Source organism: Pseudomonas sp. SJZ074, assembly GCF_007828215.1.
Classification (GTDB): Bacteria; Pseudomonadota; Gammaproteobacteria; order Pseudomonadales; family Pseudomonadaceae; genus Aquipseudomonas.
This window is the reverse complement of the sequence record NZ_VIUE01000008.1, coordinates 80,675-106,422: the sequence shown is the minus strand read 5'-3', so window position 1 is coordinate 106,422 and position 25,748 is coordinate 80,675. Positions and strand designations below refer to the sequence as shown.

The following is a 25,748-nucleotide window of genomic DNA, read 5'->3' as shown; positions in this document are numbered from 1 at the left end:
TTGGCGCTGGCCGGGAAAATCCAGGCGCGTTCCGAGGGAACGGCTCGAACCGTCATCAGTCACTACATAAGCCACTCCCAAATGCCTGGGCGCCACTGCCCGGCGCTTGTCCGCAAGCCCTGGGTGAAAAAGGGATCGAAACGAGGAGTTTATGTCTGATGAATACCAAGCAGCCTGCAACCGGTAAGAGCCAACTGGCCGGGACCGACACCCTGGATCGCGGCAACACCAACGCCAAGCTTGAGAGCCTGGAGCCGTTTCGCTCCGATGCCACCGAGCAGGCCTTGCGCACCAATCAGGGTGTGAAGATCGCCGACAACCAGAACACCCTCCGCGCCGGTGCCCGTGGGCCCTCGCTGCTGGAAGATTTCATCATGCGTGAAAAGATCACGCATTTTGACCATGAGCGCATTCCTGAGCGCATCGTGCACGCCCGCGGTACCGGGGCCCATGGTTACTTTCAGAGCTATGAAGCGCATTCGGCACTGACCAAGGCTGGTTTTCTACAGGACCCGAGCAAAAAGACCCCGGTGTTCGTGCGTTTTTCCACCGTGCAGGGGCCACGAGGTTCCGGTGACACAGTGCGTGACGTGCGCGGTTTTGCAGTGAAGTTCTTCACCGACGAAGGCAACTTCGACCTGGTGGGCAACAACATGCCGGTTTTTTTCATACAGGATGCGGTGAAGTTTCCAGACTTCGTCCACGCGGTAAAACCCGAACCCCACAACGAGATTCCTACCGGCGGCTCAGCCCACGACACCTTCTGGGATTTTGTCTCGCTGGTGCCGGAGTCGGCGCATATGGTGATCTGGGCGATGTCCGATCGGGCCATTCCAAAAAGCCTGCGCAGCATGCAAGGCTTCGGCGTGCATACCTTCCGCATGATCAACGCCGAAGGCCGCAGCAGTTTCGTCAAATTCCATTGGCGACCCAAGGTCGGCACGTGTTCATTGGTGTGGGACGAAGCCCAGAAGCTGGCCGGTAAAGATACGGACTACCACCGTCGCGATCTGTGGGAGGCGATCGAGATGGGGGATTACCCGGAATGGGAATTCGGTGTGCAGATCGTCGCCGAGGAAGACGAGCACACATTCGATTTCGACCTGCTCGACCCGACCAAGATCATTCCTGAAGAACTCGTGCCCATCACGCCGCTGGGCAAGATGGTGCTGAACCGTAACCCGGACAACTTCTTCGCCGAAGTCGAGCAAGTCGCGTTCTGCCCCGGGCATATCGTGCCGGGCATCGACTTTTCCAACGACCCGTTGCTGCAAGGCCGGCTCTTTTCCTACACAGATACGCAAATCAGCCGACTCGGTGGGCCGAATTTTCATGAGCTGCCGATCAACCGGGCGATCACCCCGGTGCACAACGGCCAGCGCGATGCCATGCACCGCACCACCATCGACAAGGGGCGGACCTCCTACGAGCCCAACTCCATCGACGGTGGTTGGCCGAAGGAAACCCCGCCCGGTCCGCAAGACGGTGGTTTTGAAAGCTATCCGGAGCGTATCGACGCCTACAAGATCCGCCAGCGCAGTGACTCGTTCAGCGACCATTTTTCCCAGGCGCGGCTGTTCTACAAGAGCATGAGCGCCCATGAGCAGGAGCACATCATCGCGGCCTACAGTTTCGAATTGGGTAAGGTCGAGCGGGAATACATCAGGGCGCGGCAGGTTAACGAAATTCTCGCCAACATCGATTTGGAGCTGGCGGCGCGGGTGGCGAAAAACCTTGGATTGCCGGCGCCCACCGCATGCACCGTGGACGTACCGACGCCTTCGCTGGAGCAATCCCCAGCCTTGAGCCAGGCGAACTTGTTATCTGGAGATATCAAGACACGCAAGGTTGCGGTGCTGGTGGCGAACGGGGTGGACGGGGCGATTATCGATGTGCTCAAACAGGCCTTGAAGGCCGAGGGCGCTCACGCCAAGGTGCTCGGTCCGACTTCCGCGCCGGTGACCACGGTCGATGGGCAGACGTTGCCGGTGGATGCGTCCATGGAAGGCTTGCCATCGATTGCCTTCGATGCGGTGTTTGTTCCGGGCGGCCCAGAGTCGATCAAGGCCTTGAGTCGGGACGGCGTGGCGTTGCATTACGTGCTGGAGGCCTACAAACATCTGAAGGCCATTGGGCTTCATGGCGAAGCTCGGCAGTTGCTGGTTGAGTTGAAGCTGGAGGTGGATGCGGGGCTGATAGAGGATGCGGAGGCGAGCGGCTTTTCGCGGTTTTTTGCGGCGATTGCCCAGCATCGGGTTTGGGCGCGTGAGCCCAAGGCCAAGGCGGTTCCGGCTTGATGAGAGGCGACCGTTAGGACGCTATCGCGAGCAGGCTCGCTCCCACAGTGGAACTGGTGTGCATTCAGATTCTATGTCCGCCAAGGAACCCTGTGGGAGCGGGTTTACCCGCGAAGGCGGCGGTACATGCAACATTTTCTTGGCTGACCCACCGCTTTCGCGAGCAAGCCCGTTCCCACAGTGGATGTGTTGTGAATACACATGTTGTATCTGCCACAAAACCCTGTGGGAGCGAGCCTGCTCGCGATGCCTTTAAGATTTACGCGGAGTCAGCACCACCTGCGCCGGCACGTTGCGCAGGATCTGCTTGCGAAGCTTCAGATCAAACCCCGGATCCAGCTTCTTGACCCGCTTGGCCAGCAGGTTCGCCAGCCACGGATAATCGTCGATGCGCGGCACCTGGACTGTGACATCACACTGAAAATTCACCACATCAGTGGCAATGGCATCCAGTTGCCGACGCATTTGCTGGATATCGTTGATATTGAGCTGGAGCGTGGTGCTCTCGGCGCTCGGATCGATCAACTTGGCGGCCGGTTTGGTTTCGGCAGCCTGGAGAGCGGCCTCGGCTTTATCCAGCTCGATCTTACGGGCCTGGGCTATGGCGCCATTGAATTCACCGGTCAGTGCTGGCGCCTTGGGCATCAGGGCGCGGGCACGGCTCAGGGCCGTAGCGGCGGCGTTTACATCGCCTTTTTGCAGATCGATCTGGCTGCGGCGCAGATACGCCTCGGCCAGTTGCCGCTGATAGGGCTCCAACGCCGGATCGTTGGGCGTCTGGGCCTGCAGCGTGGCCAATTGATCTTCAGCGGTGGCCAGTTCATTGCTGGCCAGGCTTTGTTCCAACTGCGCAATGGCCGGCCCCCGGGTGTCGGGTGCTTCGGTTACTGGCGGCGAACTCGTGCAAGCCCCCAGTAGCAAGGAAAATGCGACAAGGAGCAGATAACGGGAGGCGAACGGCTTCATTCCTGCGACTCTCTATTTGCGCAAAAAGCGAGCAAGTCTACACCCCTCGGCGGGGCAGGACAAAACTCAGCAGAAACAAGGCCGCGGCGCTGACCACGATCGACGGACCGGCCGGGGTGTCCTTGAACCACGACAAGGCCAGCCCGCCACACACCGCAAGCATGCCCAGCAGGCTCGCGCCCAGAGCCATCTGCTCCGGCGAACGGGCGTGACGTTGTGCCGCGGCGGCCGGGATGATCAGCAATGAGGTAATCAGCAATACTCCGACGATTTTCATCGCCACGGCAATGACCACGGCAATCAGCAGCATCAGCGCCAGCCGCAGACCCGTCACGGGCAGGCCTTCGACCCGGGCCAGTTCTTCGTGGACGGTGACGGCCAGCAAGGGTCGCCAGAGCGCCACCAGTAACAGCAGCACGGCGGCGCTGCCACCCAGGATCCACGCCAGGTCCGTCGGGCTGATGGCCAGCAAGTCTCCGAACAGGTAGGCCATCAAGTCGATCCGCACTTCACGCATGAAGCTCAGCACCACCAGCCCAAGGGACAGGGTACTGGGCGCGAGGATACCCAGCAGTGTGTCGGACGCCAGCGGCTGGCGCTGTTGCAAGGTCACCAGCACCACCGCCAGCAACAGGCAACCGACCGTCACCGCCACCGTCGGGCTGACGTCCAGCAGGAACCCCAGCGCTACACCCAGCAAGGCCGCGTGGGACAAGGTATCGCCAAAATAGGCCATGCGCCGCCAGACCACGAACGAGCCCAAGGGACCGGCCACCAGCGCGAGAGCCAAGCCTGCGAGCAGGGCATATACCAGAAAATCAGCCATGCTTGCAGCCATCTCCATGAACATGGGGGGTAACAGGGGCACCGATGACCACTGAACCGTGCAGGTCATGGGCGTGGTCATGGTGGTGGTGATAGATCGCCAGGCTGGGTGCGTTCTTGCCGAACAGCTCGACGAACGCCGGGTCGCCACTGACCTGCTCGGGATGCCCGGAACAGCAGACATGCCGATTGAGGCAGACCACCTGGTCGGTGGTACTCATGACCAGGTGAAGATCATGGGAGACCATCAGCACGCCGCAGCCATGACGGTCGCGCAGGCGGGTGATCAGGCTGTACAGCTCGGCCTGTCCCGCCACGTCGACCCCTTGTACCGGCTCGTCGAGCACCAGCAGTTCAGGCTCGCGCAGCAAGGCACGGGCCAGCAACACACGCTGCATTTCACCGCCGGAGATGCTTTGTACCGGGCTGTCGATCACATGCTCGGCGCCGACTTCGTTGAGTGCCGCCAGGGCCCGTCCGCGATCTACGCCAGGTACCAGGCGCAGGAAACGCAGGACCGACAGGGGCAGCGTCGGGTCTACATGGAGTTTCTGTGGCATGTAGCCGACCCGCAGCTTCGGTTTGCGCCAGACGCTGCCTCTGTCCGGTTTGAGCAAACCCAGCACGGCGCGCACCAGAGTGGTCTTGCCAGCGCCGTTGGGGCCGATCAGGGTGACGATCTGCCCAGGCTCGACGCTCAGGTGGATGTTATCCAGCACGTTCTGTCCGGCGAACGTCACGGCCACCTGCTCGAGGCGGATCAAGGCATTGCTCATCAGGCCCCCTGGCAACCGGAGCAGAGACCGACCACTTCGACGGTCTGGCTGTCGACCATGAAACCGACCTCCCTGGCGCTGGCGACGATGGCATCGCTGATGGACTTCTGTTCCAGCTCGATGGCCGCGTGGCAGTCGCGGCAGATCAGGAACTGGCCCTGGTGGGCGTGTTCGGGATGGTTGCAGCCGACGAAGGCGTTCAGGGAGGAAATACGATGCACCAGGCCGTTTTCCAGCAGGAAATCCAGCGCCCGATAGACCGTCGGCGGCGCAGCGCGGCGGCCATCCTGTTCGCTGAGCACCGCCAGGATGTCGTAGGCACCCAACGGCTTGTGGCTTTGCCAGACCAGTTCCAGCACGCGCCGCCGCAAGGCGGTCAGGCGCAGCCCCTGCCGGGCGCAGATGGCATCGGCCTCGGACAGCGCGCTGTGCACACAGTGGGAGTGATCGTGGGGGCGACTGGCGAGGGGCGTAATAGGCATGGGCAGCGACGAGTTCAGTGAGAGACGTTATTATGTTACCCGGTCTCGCCTCTTCGAGTGGTTATCGTGTCCCGATTTTTTTCGCTCTTTGTCGCTTTTGTCGCAACTTTTCTACTGATCGGTCCAACCCAGGCCGATGTCAAGGTCCTTACCAGCATCAAGCCGTTGCAGTTGATTGCCGCTGCGGTGCAGGACGGCGTGGCCGTTCCCGAGGTGCTGCTGCCTCCCGGTGCTTCGCCTCACCACTACGCTTTGCGCCCATCGGATGTACGCAAGGTGCAGTCGGTGGACCTGCTGTACTGGATCGGTCCGGACATGGAAGGTTTCCTGCCGAGGGTACTGAGCGGTCGTACGCTGCCTTCCGTCGCGGTACAGGATCTGCCGGGACTCAAGTTGCGGCATTTTACCGAGGACAGCCAATCCCATACCGACGAGGATGGCGACGAGCATGATCATGACCATCGTCCTGGCACGATCGATGCCCATTTGTGGCTTTCACCGATCAATGCGCGGGTGATTGCCGCCAAAATGGCCGCTGACCTGAGCGCTGCCGACCCGGCCAATGCCGAGCGCTATCAAAGCAATCTCAAGGGCTTCAACCAGCGTCTCGATGCGTTGGACGCGCGCCTGAAATCGCGTTTGGCCGGGGTCGCGGGCAAACCCTATTTCGTCTTCCACGAAGCATTCGATTATTTCGAAGACACCTACGGCCTCAAGCACGCCGGGGTCTTCGCCGTGGCTGCCGAAGTCCAGCCCGGCGCCCAGCATGTGGCGGCGATGCGCACGCGCTTGCAGGCGGTGGGCAAGACCTGCGTGTTCAGTGAACCGCCCCTGCGCCCACGCCTGGCCGAAACCCTGGTGGCCGGGTTGCCGGTGAAACTCGCGGAGCTGGATGCGCTAGGTGGCTACACCCCGGCGACGGCACAAGGGTATGAGCAGTTGCTGGAAAAGCTGGGCAATGATCTGGCGGGGTGCCTGGAGTCCCTATAACACCCGCGTGAAACCCGATTTCATCTGTGGCGAGGGGATTTATCCCCGCTGGGCTGCGAAGCAGCCCCCTGCTTTCCAGCTGACCCACCTGTTCTGTTGCAGCAGATATTTTTTGGGGACGCTTCGCGTCCCAGCGGGGATAAATCCCCTCGCCACAGGATTTTGTGTTCGGCAAGCAAGTTACAGGGCAAAAGGCAGCGGCGTATGAACGTCCTGCCGCTGCGCCAACCGCTGCTGGAACTCCATCGGATCGTGAATCAGCACATCCTGTCCGGCAAAGGATTCGGCGGCGATCAAGCGCGACAGCCAGAACCGCACGCACGCCACGCGCAGCATGGTCGGCCATAGCTCGGCCTCGGCGGCGGTGAAGGGTCGCAGGGCCGCATAAGCGCCCAGCAGCGCCCGCGCCCTCGGGCCGTCGAGCACACCATTGTCATCCGAACACCAGTCGTTCAGGGCAATGGCGACGTCATACAGCATTGGCCCGGAACAGGCGTTGTAGAAGTCGATCAACCCGGTCAGATGCGTGCCTTCGAACATGGCGTTATCACGAAACAGGTCCGCGTGGATGTTGGCGCGGGGCAGCGCGAGGATGCCGGTCTTCTGCAGCGAGATTTCATCCAGCGCCGCCTGCAGCAGCCGACGAGGTTCGGCTTCGAGGTGTGACAGCAGCTTTGCGCCCTCCTCTTGCATCCAGTCCAGGCCGCGATCGGTCTTGCGCTTGATCATGTTGTCCCGGGTGGCCAGGTGCAGGTGCGCCAGCAACTCGCCGACCTGGGCGCAGTGCTGGGCATTGGCCTGCTTGATATGTTTGCCGGCCAGGCGCGGTTGCAGCAACGCGGGTTTGCCGGCCAGCTCCCTGAGCGCAATGCCGTCGGTGGTGCGCAAGGCATAAGGCACCGGCAGATCGGCCTCGTGCAGCACGTCCAGCAGTTCGATGAAGAACGGCATTTCCTGCACCGGGCCGCGCTCCACCAGGGTCAGGACGAACTCGCCCTGCTCCAGGCTGATAAAGAAATTGGTGTTTTCGCTGCCAGCGGCGATCCCCTGGAAATCAAGCAGGCGGCCGAGCCCGTAAGGGGCAAGAAAGGTTTCCAGCTCGGGCCGAGCCAAGGGGGTGAACACAGACATGGTTAGAACTGCCATTGCGGGCGCCCTCGAGTGGGCGCCGGTTGAAATTAGGAAACTATTTCCACTCAAAGATCTTCCATGACGGGATCAGCATATCCGGTTGGTCCGAACGGATGAAGTTTGCATCAGTGCCATCGGCACGCACCAGGAAATAAGGCTTGCCGCCCTTGGGCGTGACCTTGATCGCATACAGGAAGCCGTTTTGCCGGTATTCCTGGATGGTTTTATCGCCTTCCGTGCGAATGGTGACGTCAGGGTCAGCTGAAGGTGCGTCGTCCGCCGCCATGACGGTCAGCGGGGTGATCGTAAACAAGCCAGCCAGTAACAGGCGATTTAGTGTACGCATGATAACCTTGTCCCTTTGTCGTCAACGGTCCCGCTATTCTAGCCCCGGACCCGCCGAAAAGGTTGATCCTGCTCATGAGCCAAGCCCCCCTCGTCCTGGTGGACGGTTCTTCTTATCTGTACCGTGCCTTTCACGCGCTGCCACCGCTGACCACGTCCAAAGGCCTGCCGACCGGCGCGGTCAAGGGCGTGCTGAACATGCTCAAGAGCCTGCGCAAGCAGTATCCGGACAGCCCGTTTGCCGTGGTGTTCGACGCCAAGGGTGGGACGTTTCGCGATGCACTGTACGCCGAGTACAAGGCCAACCGCCCGAGCATGCCCGATGACATGCGCGTGCAGATCGAGCCGCTGCACGCCAGCGTCAAGGCCCTGGGCTTCCCGCTGCTGTGCGTGGACAACGTCGAAGCCGACGACGTGATCGGCACCCTGGCCCGCAGCAGCGCCGCAGCCGACCGTCCGGTGGTGATCTCCACCGGTGACAAGGACATGGCTCAATTGGTCGACGGGCACATTACCTTGGTCAATACCATGACCGGTAGCTCGCTGGACGTGGCTGGCGTAAAGGAGAAATTTGGTGTCGCTCCGGAGCAGATCATCGATTATCTCGCACTGATGGGCGATTCTTCCGACAACATCCCGGGCGTTCCGGGGATCGGGCCAAAGACCGCCTCCGGCTTGTTGGTGGGGGTCAACGGCGGACTGACCGAGTTGTACGCGCAACTGGACATCGTCCCCACGTTGCCGATTCGCGGCGCCAAGACCCTGCCGGCCAAGCTCGAAGAACACAAGGAAATGGCGTTTCTTTCCTACGAACTGGCCACCATCAAGACTGACGTGCCGCTGGATATTGGCCTCGACGACCTGCAAATGGGCCCACCGGACCACGAGAAACTGGCCGAGCTGTACACCCTGCTGGAGTTCAAGAGCTGGTTCGAAGAAAACCAGCGGGACGCCAAGCGTGCCGGCCAAGAGATCGTCGAAGTGGCCGACGAACAACCCGGTGGCGCCGAGGCGAAGTACGAAGTCATCCTCGATCAGGCGCGCTTCGACACCTGGTTGGCCAAGCTCGAGCAAGCGCCGCTGTTTGCGTTCGTCACGGAAACCAGCGGTGACGATCCCCAGCATGCACAACTGGTCGGACTGTCGTTTGCCGTGGCGGCCCATGAAGCGGCCTACATCCCGCTAACCCATTCCTACATGGGGGTGCCGGAGCAGCTGGATCGCGACACGGTGCTCAAGGCCCTCAAGCCCCTGTTGGAAAATCCCGACAAACTCAAGGTTGGCCAGCATGCCAAGTTCGAGACCAACATCCTGGCCAACTGCGCCATTGGTGGTGATCAGGAGAACGGCATCCTGGTCCAGGGCATCGCCTTCGACACCATGCTCGAATCCTACGTGCTGGATTCCACCGCGACCCGTCACGACATGGACAGCCTGGCGCTCAAATACCTGGGGCAAAGCAAGACCGATTTCCAGGACATCGCGGGTAAAGGGGTCAAGCAACTGACCTTCGATCAGATCTCCCTGGAACTGGCCGGCCCGTACGCCGCTGAAGATGCCGACGTAACTTTCCGTCTGCACCAGGCCTTGCAGGAAAAACTGGCGACGGTCCCGAGCTTGAACAAGGTGCTCAATGAGATCGAGATGCCGCTGATGCCAGTGCTGGCGCGTATCGAGCGCCAGGGTGCATTGGTCGATGCCAACCTGTTGGGCGTGCAGAGCGTCGAGCTGGGCGAGAAGCTGGTGGCCTTGGAGCGTGAGGCGTTTGCCATCGCCGGAGAGGAATTCAACCTCGGCTCGCCGAAGCAATTGGGCGTGATCCTGTACGAAAAACTCGGTTTGCCAGTGCTCAGCAAAACCGCCAAGGGCCAGGCATCCACAGCCGAAGCGGTGCTCGCCGAACTGGCGGAGCAGGATTACCCGCTGCCCAAGGTGCTGATGCAGTACCGCTCGCTGAGCAAGCTCAAGAGTACCTACACCGATCGCCTGCCGGAGCAGATCAACAGCCGCACCGGCCGCGTTCACACCAATTACCAGCAAGCCGTTGCCGCGACCGGACGACTGTCGTCCATCGACCCGAACCTGCAGAACATTCCGATCCGTACCGCCGAAGGTCGACGGATCCGACAGGCGTTCGTGGCGCCGAAAGGCTACAAGCTGCTGGCGGCGGACTATTCGCAGATCGAGTTGAGGATCATGGCGCACCTGGCCAAGGATGAAGGTCTGCTCCACGCATTCCGCAACGACCTGGACGTGCACCGGGCCACCGCCGCCGAGGTTTTCGGCGTCGACCTGGAGGCCGTCAGCCATGATCAGCGCCGTAGCGCCAAGGCGATCAACTTCGGCCTGATCTACGGCATGAGTGCCTTTGGTCTCGCCAAACAGATCGGCGTCGACCGCAAGCAGTCCCAGGCCTACATCGACCGTTACTTCGCCCGCTACCCGGGTGTGCTGGAGTACATGGAGCGCACCCGCGCCCAGGCCGCCGAACAGGGGTTCGTCGAAACCATTTTCGGCCGCCGGCTGTACCTGCCGGACATCAATGCGAAGAATCCGGCACTGCGCAAGGGGGCTGAGCGCACGGCGATCAACGCACCGATGCAAGGCACCGCTGCCGACATCATCAAGAAAGCGATGGTGGCCGTGGATCGCTGGTTGTCGACCTCTGGGCTGGATGCCCGGGTCATCCTCCAGGTGCACGACGAACTGGTGCTGGAAGTTCGGGAGGATCTGGTCGAACAGGTCAGCAAGGACATTCGCCAGCACATGAGCGCCGCCGCCACGCTGGACGTGCCGCTGCTGGTGGAAGTGGGCGTGGGCAACAACTGGGATGAGGCGCACTGAGGCGTGACGACTTTCCGGGGGGCTGCTTTGCAGCCCAGCGGGGATAAATCCCCTCGCCACAGTGGAATCTCATTGGCCGCGAGGGGCGAGTCAGAAGTTTCCTAAGGGCATTTCAAAAAATAATCTGAACTAAACCCATGAAATGCCACTCAGAGATTCTGAATGGCTGGTGAAGCCCTTCAATGCTCCTATGTTGTGTTAAGTGTTGGCAGATATCTGGACCCCGCCCTAGCGGTCCGGAACTTGGACCCCGAACTTCCCCCTCCCCATACGAAGTCCGGGGTTTTTTTTGCCTGCGATTTGGTTTATTCGGCCTCTTCGCTGCCCTTGTCCGCCAGTTCCATCCAGTCGGCCAGGATCGTGTAGGCTTCTTCCAGGCCCATGCGCTTGGGGGCCGAGAACAACTGGATGGTGATCGCCTCGCCCCAGCCCTTGCGGATTTCCGATTGCACTTTGAGCAGCGTGTTCTTGGCCGCACCATAGGTGAGCTTGTCCGCCTTGGTCAGCAGAATGTGCATGGGCATGCCGCTGGCAACCGCCCAGTCGAGCATCAGCGTGTCGAAGTCGGTCATCGGATGGCGGATGTCCATCATCAGGATCAGCCCTTTCAAACTCTCGCGGCTACCCAGATAGGCTTCCAGGTGGCGCTGCCAGTGTTGCTTGAGCGGGATCGGCACCTTGGCGTAACCGTAGCCGGGCAGGTCGACCAAACGGCGTTCATCGTCTAGCTTGAAGAAGTTCAACAGCTGCGTGCGGCCCGGGGTTTTCGAGGTGCGTGCCAGGCTTGCGTGGGTCAAGGTGTTCAATGCGCTGGATTTACCGGCGTTGGAACGCCCGGCAAACGCCACTTCGTAGCCTTCGTCGTCGGGGCATTGATCGACTTTGGCGGCGCTGAGCATGAAGGTGGACTGTTGGCACAGGCCAAGGATGGGGTTCTTCAGTTGCATGGGATTTCCGATGTGGGCGGCGTCGGGAATGGACGCGGCAAGCTGTGTCGTTTCCGTTTCAGTGACGCCAGTATATAATGCCGCAGATTTTGTGTGCGCTTTGTCCCAGCGAAGGATGAGGCTCACGAGAGCGATCGACCTAAATTGCGCATCAGAACGCAGCTTGCTCTCAACCCTGAAAAGGTCGTTTTATGACGAAATGGCTGCTAGCTGCCGGCGTCCTGATGCCGCTTTACAGCGCTCAGGCTACACAGGATCCGGAAGCTGTGTACAACCGTGTTTGTGGTGCCTGTCATTCCGGCCAACTCCCAACGGCGCCCCGCAAGGGCGAACAGGAAGCTTGGACGCCGAGGTTGGCGAAAGGTATGGGGACGCTGGTGCAACACGTGACCCAGGGTTTCAAGGCGATGCCGCCGCGTGGTTTGTGCATGGACTGCAGTGCCGAGGATTACCAAGCCATCATCCAGTGGATGAGCGAGTGAACCCGGTCCATAACTCTTTAACCCTTAGCCGTAGTTGGATTAGCTGATGAACAAACTGATCGTGAGTCTGCTGTTGACCTTGGGGATATCCGGCGTAGCCCACGCCGCTGGCGATGCCGCCGCCGGCCAGGCGAAAGCCGCCGTATGCGGGGCCTGCCACGGCCCGGATGGCAACAGCGCAGCGCCAAACTTTCCGAAACTGGCGGGCCAGGGCGAACGCTACCTGACCAAGCAATTGCACGACATCAAGTCGGGCAAGCGTACCGTTCTGGAAATGACCGGCCTGCTGACCAACCTGAGCGATCAGGACCTGTCGGACATCGCCGCCTATTTCGCCAGCCAGAAGGGCAGCGTCGGCGCCGCCGACAAGAAACTCGTGGCTCGCGGCGAGAAGCTGTTCCGTGGTGGAGACCTGGACAAGGGCCTGCCGGCCTGCACCGGTTGCCATTCGCCGAACGGTGCCGGCAACGCCGCTGCCGGCTTCCCGCACTTGGGCGGCCAGCATGCCCAGTACGTGGCCAAGCAACTGACCGATTTCCGCAAAGAAGAAGGCGGTCGTGCCAATGACGGCGACGCGATGACCATGCGCACCATCGCTCGCAAGTTGAGCGACGAAGACATCGCCGCCGTCTCCAGCTACATCCAAGGCCTGCACTAAGGTCTTGAGCGGCGTTGCGAGAGGTGTACACCGCTTGTAACGTTAACGCTCGATTAATCTGTCGATGCAAGCATCAAAAGGGTGGCTTTGGCCGCCCTTTTTTGTGGCCGCTGCCGTTACACTAAGAACTTGAACCCGCCATGGTCTGTCTGAAGACACACCCGCGAGGCCACCTATTTGTCCAGGAGTAAAGCATGCGTAATCTGATCATCAGCGCCGCGCTCGTCGCCGCCAGCCTGTTCGGCATCGGCGCTCAAGCCAACGCCGAGGAATCGAAGGCCCCTTACGTCGAATTGAGCAACCCGGTTCCGGTGGCCGTGCCCGGCAAGATCGAAGTGGTGGAGTTGTTCTGGTATGGCTGCCCGCATTGCTACGCGTTCGAGCCGGTGATCAATCCATGGGTCGACAAGCTGCCTTCGGACGTGAACTTCGTCCGCATCCCTGCCATGTTCGGTGGCCCTTGGGATGCCCACGGCCAGATGTTCCTGACCCTCGAGGCCATGGGCGTCGAGCACAAGGTGCACGCGGCGGTATTCAACGCGATCCAGAAGGAAGGCAAGAAGTTGACCAAGAAAGAAGACATGGCCGACTTCCTCGCCACCCAGGGCGTTGATAAAGACAAGTTCCTGGCCACCTTCGACTCCTTCGCCATTCAAGGCCAGATAAAAAAGGCCCGCGATCTGGCGAAAAAGTACGATATCACTGGCGTACCGACCATGATCGTCAACGGCAAATACCGCTTTGATATCGGCTCTGCCGGCGGCGCGAACGAGGCGCTGCAACTGGCCGACAAGCTGATCGCCAAAGAGCGAGCGACCACCAAGGCTGCTGTCAACTAAGCGCCGCCCACGCCATGGCCCGCTGGAGCACCGAACGCATCGTTGGCCTGCATGAGCCGCGGGTCAACGAGCATCATGTCGCGTCCACGGGCCTGCCCGCCGACAGTCGCTTGCGATTGCTCAGTTTCAACATCCAGGTGGGCATCAGCACCGAACGCTACCGGCATTACCTGACCCGGGGTTGGCAACATCTGCTGCCCCACACCGGGCGTGCCGGCAACCTGAAGAAAATCGGTGAACTGCTGAAGGATTTCGATCTGGTGGCCTTGCAGGAGGCCGATGGCGGCAGCCTGAGGTCAGGCTACGTCAACCAGGTGGAGCATTTGGCCCAGCTGGGTGCATTCCCTTACTGGTATCAGCAACTCAATCGCAACCTCGGCCGTCTCGGCCAGCACAGCAATGGTGTGTTGAGTCGCCTGCGGCCCTGGGCGATAGAAGACCATCCGCTGCCAGGTCCCAAGGGGCGCGGGGCGATCCTGGCGCGCTTCGGCGAAGGCCCCGAGGCACTGGTTGTGGTCATGATGCACCTGGCTCTCGGGGCGCGTACCCGGACGATGCAACTGGCCTATATCCGTGAATTGATCGGCGGCTATAAACACCAGGTGCTGATGGGCGACATGAACACCCACGCCAACGACCTGCTGCAGACCTCGCCCCTGCGCGACCTCGGCCTGCTTGCGCCGCAACTCGAAGCGACATTCCCCAGCTGGCGCCCCCAGCGCTGCCTGGACCATATTCTGCTGAGCCCGACCCTGACCCTTGAGCGTGTCGAGGTCCTGGCCCAGCCCATTTCCGACCACCTGCCGGTTGCAGTCGAAATTCGTCTTCCGGGTTCGCTCACGGCGGATGCATTTCCTGCGCTGAGTTCTGCCCCTTGCGGACCCGATGAATGAGCGACGACGCCGAACGCTGGAGAGAGAAGTACCTCAAGAGCATTGAACAGCAGGAAAAGCTCGAGCGCCGCTGGGATGCGCGGCTCGACTTGCTGCGCCGTGGCCTGGTGCGTAGCACCCTGGCCGCCGAAGGCACGGACCGGGCTGTCGATCAATGCATGAAAGAGATGCGCGAAGTGGTGCGCACCGATGATATGGACGCCGCCCTCGCTGCGCTGTTGCCTCGCTTGGAAAAAGCCGTGCTGGATTCCGAGCAGCGCCGCGAGACCCGGGTCGAACAGATGAGCACCGCATTGACCGCGTTGGTCGCCCAGCTACAGACCTTGCCGCTGCCGAAAGAAGTCCGTCGGCCGCTGAAAAGGTTTGCCAAGCATCTGGAGACGCGGGTCGACCAGGCCCGGGAAATTCCTCTGCTACTCAGCGAGTTGAGCGATTTGCAGGGCAAGGCGCTGAGCGCACTGGAGACGCCTGCCGAAGCGAGTCGCCCCGGCCTGCTGCAACGGCTGTTTGGTGGCCATGGTCACGACGAGACCGCTCCTCAGCCCCACGACCCCGCTCCGAGCAATGTTGCGCCTGAGCTCCCGACGCCATCGACCGAAGCGCCACCGCCGGTACCGATGCAGGCGACAGCCATTTCCGACCCCGTCTTGCCGGTCACGGAGCAGGCCCGGCCTGTCGATGAAACGCTCGAACCGATTGCCTTCATTCCGCCCATGGTTGAATCCGCGCCGAAGTCACTGACCGACAGCCCGGCGCCGCTCCTCAAGCCCGAGGAAGCCGATGGGCCCGCCCCGACTGTTCCGGAACCTGCGGCCGCCGTCGCGCTGGAGAATCCCGACGAGCTGGTGCCCGAAGCGCCGTCACCCGTGCTGGAGCAAGCACCGTCTCTCGATATAGAACCTGATAAGCCTTCGACAACCGTCCAGCCACTGCCCGCCGATCCGGATGAGGCCCATTACGCCCTGCCCGACTCCCCGGAACCGTCCTACAGTTCGGTGGCGAAGCACATCGAAGACACTTTGCTGGGCCTGTTGGGTGACCTGACATTGCCTGAGCGGCATCGCCCCCAAGCCGAGGCCATGGGGGAGCGTCTGCGAAACGGTTTGAACTGGTACGAGTTACTGCCGATTCTCGATGACTTCGCGACGCTTATGTTGGCTATCACCGACAGTGGCCAGCTTGAATTCGAAGCGTATCTGCAACGCCTCAATGAACGGTTGGAGTCGTTCCAGAGCAGCTTGCGTGCTGCCAGTGAAGGCCACGCGGACCATCTTTCGGCCTCCAGGGAAATGGACACCCAGATTCGCGAGCAGGTCGATGGCCTGCAAAGCAGCGTGCAGGAAGCCGATGATCTGGAAGGTCTCAAGCAGGTGCTGGAGAACCATCTGGAAGGCCTGCTCGGTACGATGGACCAGCACCAGAAGCAGCGTGACCAGCGCGAGCAGGAGGTTTCGAGCCGCCTCAAGAGCCTGGCCGAGCGCGTCGCGGTGATGGAGCGGGAAGCCCAGGTCGTGCGTGAAAACCTCGAAGAGCAACGACAAAAGGCATTGATTGACCCGCTCACCGGGTTGCCCAACCGGGCTGCCTGGACCGAGCGGCTTGAACACGAGGTCGCTCAGTGGCAGCGACATGGCAACAGTTTGTTGATGGCGATGCTCGACCTCGATCACTTCAAGCGAATCAATGACAACTATGGTCACCTGGCCGGTGATCGGGTGCTGAAGATTATCGCCACCGTATTGCGCAAGCGTCTGCGCGGCAGCGACTTCATCGCTCGCTTTGGCGGCGAGGAGTTTGTCCTGCTGGTACCCGATACGCCCCTGGCCTCGGGCGCCAAATTGGCAGAGGGTCTGCGGGCGGCCATCGAAGCCTGTCCGTTTCACTTCAAGGGCGAGCCGGTGACGATTACCGTATCGGTGGGCATGACCGCATTCAAGCCGGGGGAATATAGCGATCTGGTGCTTAAAAGAGCCGATCAGGCGCTATATCGGGCCAAATCTGCCGGGCGCAACCGGGTGGAACTGGGTTGAGTCAATTGTTCCATTTTGTTTAGTATCGGAAGGCAAACCAGATCCATGCACAGTGATACGTTACACTGTTGCATTATTGGTCACCTTAAACGCGTTTGCGCCATGAAAATTATCTCCACCATTGTCTTTTTACTGGCCTTGGCCGGTTGCGCCAGCGGTCCCAGGCTCGATACCAGCCACCCCTCGGTCAATCAGGACAGCCGCATCCAGTTTGTCGTGGTGCATTACACCTCGGCGTCCCTGGAGCGCTCCCTGGCGCTGCTGACCCATGGCGAAGTCAGCGCCCATTACCTGATCGGCGACGACAAGGACGCTACTATCTACAAGCTGGTAGACGAAAGTCGGCGCGCTTGGCACGCCGGAGAAAGCGAATGGCTGGGTCGGACCTGGCTCAACTCCAGCTCCATTGGCATCGAGATCGTCAATCCGGGCTACGTCGACGGCCCTACCGGGCGTCTCTGGTACCCCTATAGCGAAGCCCAGGTCCAATCCTTGATCGCGTTGCTCAAGGACATCACCCGACGTAACGCGATCAACCCGATCAACATCATCGGACACAGCGACATTGCCCCCCTGCGCAAGCTTGATCCAGGGCCGTTGTTCCCCTGGAAGCGCCTGGCGGAGGCAGGCCTGGGCGTCTGGCCGGACGAACAGGCAGTGGCGCGCCAGCAGGCCTTATTCCTGGCGCAGCTGCCGAGTGCCACCTGGTTCCAGACTGAGTTGGCCCGCCTCGGCTACCCGACGCCCCGCACCGGCGAATGGGACGTGGCTACTCGCCATGTGCTGGCTGCCTTCCAGATGCGGTATCGACCGGCCCGGTTCGACGGTACGCCGGACGCGCAAAGTGCGGCCATCCTGCAAGTACTCAACCAGACAAAATAATGACGCCTGTCCGACGATAAAGGCTAAATCCAAATTTGCGGCTATAACTCATTGGTAACTTTCGGATTATCAATTGATGAAGGCTGCCCGAGAAACCCTGCATAGCTGGCTCCACCGCCCTCTATTCCTGGCGATGGTCGCGGCTGCCCTGAGTACGTTACTTCTGCTGGCGGGGAGCTTGTTCGTTGTCGTGCAACAGACCCAGCAGCGCGAAAGCGAGCAGATGAACGCCCAGGGTGAACGGTTCCTGCAGAGGCTGGAACAGCTTTTCGGGCAGTTGCGCGAAAGCCTCGATGATCTGCAGAACCAACCGCTGCGTGGATGCGACGAAGAGATGATCGCGACCTTGCAACAGGTCAGTTTCAACTACCGCTTCGTCTACGAAGCGGTGTATATCGACAGTCGCGGTACCTGCTCCAGCCGTCCACGCCAGAGCGGATTGTCCCTTGCCCGTGCGCCCGACTTACGGGGGCCAACCTACAGTTATTGGCTGAACACCACCACCGAGCCCGACGAAAACCGCGCTGCATTGATGTTGGGGCGTGGCAACTTTCGGGTCGCCACCTCCAGGGGGCATCTGACCGATGTGGTGGACCTGCCACCCGGCAGCAGCCTGCTGGTGATCCTGGACCATGGCGAGCGAGCCGTTCCCGTGCTGGGTACCGATCAATATTGGCCGCCCACCGAACCTTGGCCGCCGAACAACCGCAATGCCCTGCAAGTAACAGCGAACCGGCTGATCTATCGCATGCAGACCGACAGTCCGGAATATCAGCTGGTGCTGATTGCCCAGCGCAAAGGCTTTCATATTCCGGCCAATGCCTGGTGGATGTTGCCCACCAGCTTGATATTGGGCCTGGGAATCGGTTTTCTGGTGTTTCTCCTGGCGCGCCAGCGTCAATCCATGGATGTCGAGCTGCATGGGGCCATCCGGCGCGGCGAGTTCCAAGTGCTGTATCAACCCATTTTCGACCTGCGCAGCCGCAATTGTGTCGGTGCTGAAGCCTTGTTGCGCTGGCGGCGACCGGACGGCAGCTTGACCAGCCCGGAGCTGTTCATTCCGATGGCAGAAGATACCGGACAGATCCGCCAGATCACCGACTTCGTCTTACAGCGGTTGTTTGACCAGCTGGGCCAGCTGTTGCGGGCCAATCCGCAGCTTTATATTTCGGTGAACCTGGCGGCATGCGACGTGATGGTACCGCGCATCGGCGAAGTCATCGCCCGCTTGCTGGCGCGGCACCGGGTTTCGGCGCGGCAGATTGCTTTTGAGGTGACGGAGCGCGGGCTGATCGATGTATTGGTCGCCAGGGATAACCTGCAATCATTACGCGATGTGGGTCATCAGGTGCTGATTGACGACTTTGGCACCGGTTATTGCAGCCTGGCTTACCTGCAGACCCTGCCGGTGGACTGCCTTAAAATCGACAAGGCCTTTATCGATGCCCTCGGCCACGACGCCGCCAGCAGTGGCGTGGCACCGCACATCATTCGCATGGCCCATGCGTTGGAGCTCAAGGTGATTGCCGAAGGTATCGAGCACGAGGCCCAGGCATCATACCTGCGTAGCGAAGGCGTAACGTTCGGCCAGGGCTGGCTGTTTGCCCATGCCCTCAGTGCCGTGCAGTTCATCGAGCTGATTACCCGCGGGCGACGACGGCTTGGGCGGCGCCTGGACGACGAGGCTTAGACAATACCGCCTCAAACCGTCAGCGCCATGTAGAACTGGGTGCCCTGCCCTGGCCTTGAGTAGACACCCATGCGCCCTCCGTGGAGTTGAACGATTTCCTTGCACAGCGCCAACCCCAGGCCTGCGCCACCTTTCTTGCGTCCGACCTGGACGAAAGGTTCGAAGATCCGCCCCTGTTGGCCATAGGCGATACCTTCGCCGTTGTCTTCGACGCTGATGATCACCCGTTCGCCGTGGCGCCGGCCTTGCAGGCGGATCTGACCGTTGTCGCCGGTGTGGCGCATGGCATTGTCGATCAGGTTATCCAGCACCCGCTCCAGCTGCGCCGCATCGGCGTGCAGGCGTGGCAGCGGGCCCTGGATCGCCACGAGCAACTCGATGCCCTTGGCTTGGGCCTGGGCGGCGAATCGCAGGCGGGCCGCTTCCAGCAAGTCTTCGATGGAGCAAGGGGCCAGGGTCAGCTTCTGCAAACCGTTCTGGTAGCGCGAGAAGTTCAGCAGGTCATTGATGAGCTGCATCAACCGCTGCATTTCTTCATTGACGGTGTCGAGCAGGTCCGCTTCGCGGGATTCTTCAGGAAAATGGACGCGTTCGCGCAGCAGGCCGAACGCCATGTGCATGCCGGTCACCGGTGTGCGCAACTCATGGGAAGCCCGCAGCACGAACTCACTGCGTACCCGTTCGAAGGCGCGCTGTTCGGTGACGTCGTGCAGCACCATCACTGCCCCGAGGATATGCCCCTGGGTATGGCTGACAGGCGTAAGGCTGTAGGTCAGCAACCGGGATTCGCCATCCACCTCGATGCTCAGATCGTCCGGTGCCCGCTCCAACGTTCCGCCGCGCAGCACCAGGTGCAATTCCTCATCCAGATCGGGGCGTCCAAGCGCCTCTCCCAATCCCTGGCCCAAGCGTTCCTCGTCCCAGCCCAGTTGCCGTTGGGCGACTGGATTCAGGTGCTCCAGCCGGCCCTGGCGGTCGATCATCAGCAAGCCATCGTCGATGCTGTCGAGTACCGCTTGCAAGCGCTGCTGGCCGGCCAGCAACTCGTCGACATTGGTGGCCTGATGCTCACGCAGGGCCTGGGCCATGATTCCGAAACGACGCGTCAGCAAGTTCAGTTCAGGAGAAGTGGAAACCGGCAACGTCACTTCGAAATTACCCTGGCCGATGTCGTCCGCGGCTGAAACCAGTGCCTCTATGGGTGTCCCGAAGCGCCGCGCGATACCATGGGCCGTGACGAAACCGATGACCAGCACGGCCACCCCCACCAGGCCCAGCAGGCCGGAGATCAGCAACGCCCGGTCACGGGAGCGGGTCTGGGTGTCGCTGATGTTATTCAAGGCGTGCCGATACCCTTCGATCAGCCCGTTACGCAATACATTGAATTTCTCGGTGAGGTCCTGGATGCCCGTGAGTTGGGACGGCTGCTGGCGAGAAGCTGCAAAGGCCTCGAGGAATCCAAGGTAGTCGGCCTTGGCCTGGGTGAAGTTAGTCGCAGGCTCTTCCAGGCCCTGTTCGTGGGCAATGCCCTCCTCCAGCAGACCGAAATATTGCCGCTTGGAATCTTCCAGCGCAGCCAGGTCGGGCTTGTCATCGAGCATGATCATCAACTGGTCGCCCAGGGTCTGGCGCAGTTTGAGGCCCAGGTCCAGCAAGATGAAGTTGTCGCGCACCGATTGTTCCTGGGTATTGGCCATTTGCATCACGCTGACCAAGCCAAGCAGCAATCCCAGCAAAGCCACTGTGATCAGGGCCGAAATACTGAGAAACAGTCGAGTGCGCAGCTTCATCGCCAGTTTCATAAGGTGCCGCTCACAGGTTGTATTGCTTGCGTTTGCGATACAGCGTGGAGGCATCGATGCCCAGGGTCTTGGCCGCCTGGTCCAGTGTATCGGCCGTAGCCAGTACGGCGCCGATATGGGCCTTCTCCAGTTCGTCGAGGCTCAGCGCGGCGCCGATGCGCGGTGCGTTGTTGACCGGTTGCTCGGCCATGCCCAAATGACTGATCTCGACTTTTTCCTGGGGACAAATGATGCTGGCACGCTCCACCACGTTACGCAGCTCCCGGATGTTGCCCGGCCAGCGATAGCCTAGCAGCGCTTCACGGGCTTCATCACTGAATCCCCGGGCCGGACGTGCATACTCCTTGACGAAGCGGGCCAGGAAACGGTCCGCCAGGGTCAGGATGTCTTCGGCGCGCTCGCGCAGCGGTGGCAAGTGCAGGGTAATGACATTCAAGCGGTACAGCAGGTCCTCCCGAAAACGTCCGTCGCGGACCATGTCTTCAAGATTCAGGTTGGTCGCTGCGAGGATTCGCACATCGGCCCGGCGGGTGACCGGATCGCCGACCCGTTCGTATTCCTTGTCCTGGATGAAGCGCAACAACTTCGGCTGTAATGTCAGCGGAAAGTCGCCGATCTCGTCGAGAAAAAGCGTTCCGCCGTCCGCCTGGTTGACCCGTCCCAGCGTGCTTTCGCTGGCACCGGTGAACGCGCCACGACTGTGACCAAACAGCTCGCTTTCCATCAGCTCGGTAGTGAGGGATGGACAATTGATGGTGACACAGGATTTTTTCGCACGTTTGCTCCAGCCATGGATCGCCCGCGCGAGTTCTCCTTTACCGGTGCCGGACTCGCCAAGAATCAGGATATTGGCGTCGGTGCTGGCCACTTGACGGGCTGTTTCCAGTACCACCTTCATCGCCGGACTGTGGGAGTCGAGGCCGTCCTTGGGTTTGCGCATCTCGCCTTCCAGCGCCTCCAGCCTTGCCGATAACTGGCGGACTTCCAATTGCTTGGCGGTCGCCAGGCGCAACTGATCAGGGCTGCATGGCTTGACCAGATAGTCGGCGGCACCGGCCTGGATTGCGTCCACCGCAGTGTCGACAGCCGAATGGGCGGTGACGATCACCACGCGCATCCACGGCGCCTGGATGCGCATCTGTGCCAGCACATCAAGGCCGTTATCCTCCCCCAGGCGAAGGTCGAGAAAGCACAGGTCGAATACCTGGCGCTGCAACAAGGCATCGGCCTGGGCGGCGCTGTTGGCAGTGGCAACGGTATAGCCTTCGTCTTCCAGGCAATAGCGGAACGTACGCAGAATGGCGGACTCATCGTCTACCAGCAGAATGCGGCCTTGATGCTCCGTGGCTGATTCCATTTTTCCTACGCTCCTTTAATGAATGATGTTGGTTAGTGTCAGAAAAATCGGGCAAGTTGCATGGTCGATTCTGAGCGAATATTACCTATAGAAAGCGCCGCGGTGAGTTGTAGAGACCTAAAGAGCTGATTTACGTAAATTTTTTTCAGTTCATTCGCGATGAGCGGTCAGCCTGCTCATTCCGACCGCCGTTTTCCAACAGCAATTCAAAAAGAATCTGCTCGCCTTTCTCCCCCTCATTCGTGCAATACGCACGACCGCGTTCAGGGCCATCGTGCAGGATGCGATTTCGCTGTTTGATTGGGTGTATTTAACTGACTGATTATTAACGGTTTTTTATCCTGAAATTTCTGGCATGCCGTCTGCAATAGTCTGGTCATCGTGGCGTTTAGAGCGCCTAACCAGATCACCACCCGGGGTGGGGAGGAATTCCAGGATGAATTTGCAACGTGCCGCCCGATTACCTATCACTTCCCTGCACATTCAGCAGGGTTTGTGGGCTGTCCTGGCATTGCTGGTGACCCTCGTGGTGGGTCAGCAACTGCTCCTTTGGCATTACAGCCAGCAGCCCGAGCCAGCGCCGGTGTCGATTCATCGCGCTACCCAAACCCACTTCAGTGCCGTAAGCAGCGTAGCGGAAGCGTCCGCCTCCATGCGGATGATGGATGTCGATCAGGCTCAGCCGCTGACCGACGTGCCCCGCCAGGAGCGCTGGGTGTTTTAAAGCACTGACCGTGCGTCCGACGCGCTCGGAACCATTCCAACCAGTCCCTAACTAAATAGAAAAGCGTAAGGAGAATCACCATGTTGAGCTGGGCAATTACCTTCCTGATCATTGCCATCATCGCTGCAGTCCTGGGCTTCGGTGGTATCGCCGGCACCGCCACGGGCATCGCCAAGATTCTCTTTGTCGTGTTCCTGGTGATGTTCATTGCCTCCTTCTTCTTTGGCCGTCGCGGTCGAGGCTGACCATGAACGCTGCACTAAAAGGACTGGCCGCCGCCCTGCTACTGGGCGGCTGCACCACGGCAATGGCTGCCAATGACGGTCAGATGCGCGTTAATCAATTGCTTCAGGCTGACGCGCAATACCGTGAAACCTGGCAGCACGTCGTCAAGAAAGAAGAGCGTCTGCCGGAATGGGTCATGAATCTGACGGGTGATTCGGAACAGATGAACGCCGTCGAGGAAGATGGCGACAAATATCTGGTAGGCCCGCTGTGCGAAACCCATGCGACGTGCCGCAACGAGCGCCTGTTCGTCGCTTTCAGTTTTGACAAGGACGAGGCCTACGCGTTGCTGGTCGAGGTGCCCGCCGGGTTGCCCGCCGACAAGTCGCCGACCCGTCATGCCAATTACCGCTTCCTCGGCAATCCCGATGAAGGTATGCAAGAACTGTTAATGGAACAACTCAAGAAAGATCCCAACTGGTACTGAATCTGGATAACGGGAAAGACAACCCTGTTTTTCCCTTTGCACAGCCCGAGGAGGGCCGATGCATGACCAGGGGGCCGGGACGTTCTGACCATTCAGGGTCGGAGTGACCTACGGGCACAAGGGGTGCCTGCGAAAGGGCCGGGTCAGGAAAAAGCTGCGACGCAGGTTCGCGAAACCGCAAGGGCTTGGCGAACCTGCGTAGAGCTTGTTAAGCAAGAAGCCCATTCCAGAGCGGCTGGTTATTCAGGTTTGATGATCGCAGTCCCAATGCGGCATTTTGTCCTGTCTTGTCCTGTCACTTCGATTTTTTCCCTGACGTCTGACCGTATATCGGAGAGCTTTCCAGCCATCGCCGTTGCCTTCGGCTACCCGTTTCATCGGTTTCCCCGGCAGAAGACATTAAGCCAGGCTACGCTGAAACCGCCGGTTTACGGCATTTATGCCTGCTTAAATCCCGCATCTGAACGATTTGGAACGCGGGTTTTGTTTTGAAAATTTCATGCCGATTCGGCATAGGGTAGGCGTTTACGGCATTAGACGGTCCCCCCTCGCATCGCAATAGTTGCGCCTTTTTTCGCCCGCCAGTAAGCCGCCAGCGCGCGTTCGGGTGACCTTATACGGGGCGGGAGCACGATTCGCATCGCCATGAGCGGTCGGATTTGCGCTTCTGTCCGAGTCCAATCGAAGTAAGGGTAACGATATGAAGAAGGCAAGATTAAGCCTCGCCTGGCAGATCCTCATCGGTCTCGTGCTCGGTATTGCACTGGGCGCGCTGCTTAACCATTTCAGTGCCGAGAAAGCCTGGTGGATCAGCAACGTGCTGCAACCGGCAGGCGATATCTTTATTCGTCTGATCAAGATGATCGTGATCCCGATCGTGATTTCCTCGCTGATCGTCGGCATTGCCGGGGTCGGTGACGCGAAGAAGCTCGGGCGTATCGGCCTCAAGACGATCCTCTACTTTGAAATCGTCACCACCATCGCCATTGTCGTCGGTCTGCTGTTGGCGAATTTCTTCCATCCAGGCAGCGGCATCGACATGAGCACCCTGGGCACGGTGGATATCTCCAAGTACCAGGCCACGGCCGCCGAAGTGCAGCACGAGCATGCCTTTGTCCAGACCATTCTCAACCTGATTCCGTCGAATATCTTCGCGGCGTTGACCCGCGGCGAGATGCTGCCGATCATTTTCTTCTCCGTACTGTTCGGCCTGGGTCTCTCCAGCCTGCAATCGGACCTGCGCGAGCCGCTGGTGAAGATGTTCCAGGGCGTGTCCGAAAGCATGTTCAAAGTCACCCATATGATCATGCAGTACGCCCCGATTGGCGTTTTCGCGTTGATTGCGGTGACCGTGGCCAACTTCGGCTTCGCTTCCCTGCTGCCGCTGGCGAAACTGGTGATCCTGGTTTATGTCGCCATCGCTTTCTTCGCTTTCGTGGTCCTGGGCCTGATCGCTCGTCTGTTCGGCTTCTCGGTGATCAAGCTGATGCGCATCTTCAAGGACGAACTGGTGCTGGCCTATTCCACCGCCAGCTCCGAAACCGTGTTGCCACGCGTGATCGAGAAGATGGAAGCCTACGGTGCGCCGAAAGCCATCTGCAGCTTCGTGGTGCCGACCGGTTACTCGTTCAACCTCGACGGTTCGACGCTGTACCAGAGCATCGCGGCGATTTTCATCGCCCAGTTGTATGGCATCGACCTGTCCATCAGTCAGCAATTGCTACTGGTGCTGACGTTGATGGTTACTTCCAAAGGCATCGCCGGCGTGCCGGGCGTGTCCTTCGTGGTATTGCTGGCGACCCTGGGCAGTGTCGGTATCCCACTGGAAGGCCTGGCCTTCATCGCCGGTGTCGACCGTGTCATGGACATGGCACGTACCGCATTGAACGTGATCGGCAACGCCCTGGCCGTACTGGTAATCGCTCGCTGGGAAGGCATGTACGATGACGCCAAGGGCCAGCGCTACTGGAATTCTCTGCCGCACTGGCGCAGCAAGGAGCCGCTGCCGGCGGGGGAAACTTCCAGCCGTTGAGGCAGGCTTGAGACCGCTATCGCGAGCAGGCTCGCTCCCACAAT

Annotated in this window: 23 protein-coding genes; 14 read left to right on the top strand and 9 right to left on the bottom strand. The window is 60.3% G+C overall.

The annotated features are described in order from the left end of the window. Positions 1–158: 158 nt before the first annotated feature. Positions 159–2,297, top strand: a complete 2,139-nt coding sequence (gene katE, locus FBX99_RS11915; RefSeq protein ID WP_144930012.1) for a catalase HPII — start codon at positions 159–161, stop codon at positions 2,295–2,297. A gap of 252 nt (positions 2,298–2,549) precedes the next feature. On the opposite strand, the gene FBX99_RS11910 is transcribed toward katE, so the two are convergent. Genes FBX99_RS11910 through zur form a run of 4 tightly spaced genes read right to left on the bottom strand, consistent with a single transcriptional unit; the run spans position 2,550 to position 5,346 of the window. Next, a complete protein-coding gene (locus tag FBX99_RS11910) occupies positions 2,550–3,263 on the bottom strand; it encodes a PA5502 family lipoprotein (RefSeq protein WP_144930011.1) in 714 nt (237 codons plus the stop codon). A 37-nt stretch (positions 3,264–3,300) separates the two neighbouring features. Beyond that, the gene (znuB, locus tag FBX99_RS11905) at positions 3,301–4,089 is read right to left on the bottom strand and encodes a zinc ABC transporter permease subunit ZnuB (RefSeq protein ID WP_024778402.1); all 789 of its coding nucleotides are present in this window, start codon (positions 4,087–4,089) and stop codon (positions 3,301–3,303) included. Beyond that, complete coding sequence (znuC, locus tag FBX99_RS11900) at positions 4,082–4,864, bottom strand: zinc ABC transporter ATP-binding protein ZnuC (RefSeq protein WP_144930010.1); 783 nt, start codon at positions 4,862–4,864, stop codon at positions 4,082–4,084. The genes znuB and znuC overlap by 8 nt, the downstream gene beginning before the upstream one ends. Further along, a complete protein-coding gene (zur, locus tag FBX99_RS11895; protein ID WP_144930009.1) occupies positions 4,864–5,346 on the bottom strand; it encodes a zinc uptake transcriptional repressor Zur in 483 nt (160 codons plus the stop codon). The genes znuC and zur overlap by 1 nt, the downstream gene beginning before the upstream one ends. 66 nt (positions 5,347–5,412) lie before the next feature. Here zur and FBX99_RS11890 point away from each other — a divergent pair, with 66 nt between their 5' ends. Next, positions 5,413–6,336, top strand: a complete 924-nt coding sequence (locus tag FBX99_RS11890) for a zinc ABC transporter substrate-binding protein (RefSeq protein ID WP_144930008.1) — start codon at positions 5,413–5,415, stop codon at positions 6,334–6,336. A gap of 180 nt (positions 6,337–6,516) precedes the next feature. Here FBX99_RS11890 and FBX99_RS11885 read toward each other — a convergent pair whose 3' ends face one another. Together FBX99_RS11885 and FBX99_RS11880 are read right to left on the bottom strand one after the other, a co-directional pair. Next, a complete protein-coding gene (locus FBX99_RS11885) occupies positions 6,517–7,467 on the bottom strand; it encodes a homoserine kinase (RefSeq protein WP_144930007.1) in 951 nt (316 codons plus the stop codon). Between the two features lie 55 nt (positions 7,468–7,522). Continuing rightward, positions 7,523–7,813, bottom strand: a complete 291-nt coding sequence (locus tag FBX99_RS11880) for a DUF2782 domain-containing protein (RefSeq protein WP_144930006.1) — start codon at positions 7,811–7,813, stop codon at positions 7,523–7,525. A 74-nt stretch (positions 7,814–7,887) separates the two neighbouring features. On the opposite strand from FBX99_RS11880, the gene polA reads away from it, so the two are divergent. Then, positions 7,888–10,656, top strand: a complete 2,769-nt coding sequence (polA, locus tag FBX99_RS11875; RefSeq protein ID WP_144930005.1) for a DNA polymerase I — start codon at positions 7,888–7,890, stop codon at positions 10,654–10,656. Positions 10,657–10,961: 305 nt separating this feature from the next. Here the strand turns inward: polA and yihA are convergent, their stop codons facing one another. Next, positions 10,962–11,603: a ribosome biogenesis GTP-binding protein YihA/YsxC gene (gene yihA, locus FBX99_RS11870; RefSeq protein WP_144930004.1), complete on the bottom strand. Its 642-nt coding sequence runs from the start codon at positions 11,601–11,603 to the stop codon at positions 10,962–10,964. Between the two features lie 191 nt (positions 11,604–11,794). Here yihA and FBX99_RS11865 point away from each other — a divergent pair, with 191 nt between their 5' ends. The 7 genes from FBX99_RS11865 (at position 11,795) to FBX99_RS11835 (ending at position 19,077) form a co-directional block, all read left to right on the top strand. Further along, positions 11,795–12,085, top strand: a complete 291-nt coding sequence (locus FBX99_RS11865; RefSeq protein WP_144930003.1) for a cytochrome c5 family protein — start codon at positions 11,795–11,797, stop codon at positions 12,083–12,085. 46 nt (positions 12,086–12,131) lie between these two features. Beyond that, positions 12,132–12,743: a cytochrome c gene (locus FBX99_RS11860; protein ID WP_144930002.1), complete on the top strand. Its 612-nt coding sequence runs from the start codon at positions 12,132–12,134 to the stop codon at positions 12,741–12,743. Between the two features lie 194 nt (positions 12,744–12,937). Beyond that, entirely contained in the window at positions 12,938–13,582 is a 645-nt protein-coding gene (locus FBX99_RS11855) for a thiol:disulfide interchange protein DsbA/DsbL (protein ID WP_144930001.1), read from the top strand. Between the two features lie 14 nt (positions 13,583–13,596). Next, entirely contained in the window at positions 13,597–14,475 is an 879-nt protein-coding gene (locus tag FBX99_RS11850) for an endonuclease/exonuclease/phosphatase family protein (protein ID WP_144930000.1), read from the top strand. Next, positions 14,472–16,505, top strand: a complete 2,034-nt coding sequence (locus FBX99_RS11845) for a diguanylate cyclase (RefSeq protein WP_145131682.1) — start codon at positions 14,472–14,474, stop codon at positions 16,503–16,505. Before FBX99_RS11850 ends, FBX99_RS11845 begins: the two co-directional genes overlap by 4 nt. Positions 16,506–16,607: 102 nt before the next feature. Continuing rightward, entirely contained in the window at positions 16,608–17,387 is a 780-nt protein-coding gene (locus FBX99_RS11840) for an N-acetylmuramoyl-L-alanine amidase (RefSeq protein WP_144929998.1), read from the top strand. Positions 17,388–17,463: 76 nt separating this feature from the next. Next, on the top strand, positions 17,464–19,077 hold the full coding sequence (locus FBX99_RS11835) for an EAL domain-containing protein (RefSeq protein ID WP_145131680.1): 1,614 nt from the start codon (positions 17,464–17,466) through the stop codon (positions 19,075–19,077). 11 nt (positions 19,078–19,088) lie between these two features. On the opposite strand, the gene FBX99_RS11830 is transcribed toward FBX99_RS11835, so the two are convergent. Next, on the bottom strand, positions 19,089–20,879 hold the full coding sequence (locus FBX99_RS11830) for an ATP-binding protein (protein WP_145131678.1): 1,791 nt from the start codon (positions 20,877–20,879) through the stop codon (positions 19,089–19,091). Between the two features lie 10 nt (positions 20,880–20,889). After that, positions 20,890–22,236, bottom strand: a complete 1,347-nt coding sequence (gene algB, locus FBX99_RS11825; protein ID WP_144929995.1) for a sigma-54-dependent response regulator transcription factor AlgB — start codon at positions 22,234–22,236, stop codon at positions 20,890–20,892. 436 nt (positions 22,237–22,672) lie between these two features. Between algB and FBX99_RS11820 the strand changes: the two genes are divergently transcribed. The 4 genes from FBX99_RS11820 (at position 22,673) to gltP (ending at position 25,704) form a co-directional block, all read left to right on the top strand. Continuing rightward, positions 22,673–22,960, top strand: a complete 288-nt coding sequence (locus tag FBX99_RS11820) for a hypothetical protein (protein WP_144929994.1) — start codon at positions 22,673–22,675, stop codon at positions 22,958–22,960. Between the two features lie 80 nt (positions 22,961–23,040). Further along, positions 23,041–23,205, top strand: coding sequence for a DUF1328 domain-containing protein (locus FBX99_RS11815; protein ID WP_003177151.1), 165 nt, complete (start codon positions 23,041–23,043; stop codon positions 23,203–23,205). 2 nt (positions 23,206–23,207) lie between these two features. Then, entirely contained in the window at positions 23,208–23,672 is a 465-nt protein-coding gene (locus tag FBX99_RS11810; protein WP_144929993.1) for an inhibitor of vertebrate lysozyme family protein, read from the top strand. Positions 23,673–24,372: 700 nt separating this feature from the next. Beyond that, a complete protein-coding gene (gene gltP, locus FBX99_RS11805) occupies positions 24,373–25,704 on the top strand; it encodes a glutamate/aspartate:proton symporter GltP (RefSeq protein ID WP_144929992.1) in 1,332 nt (443 codons plus the stop codon). Positions 25,705–25,748 lie beyond the last annotated feature (44 nt).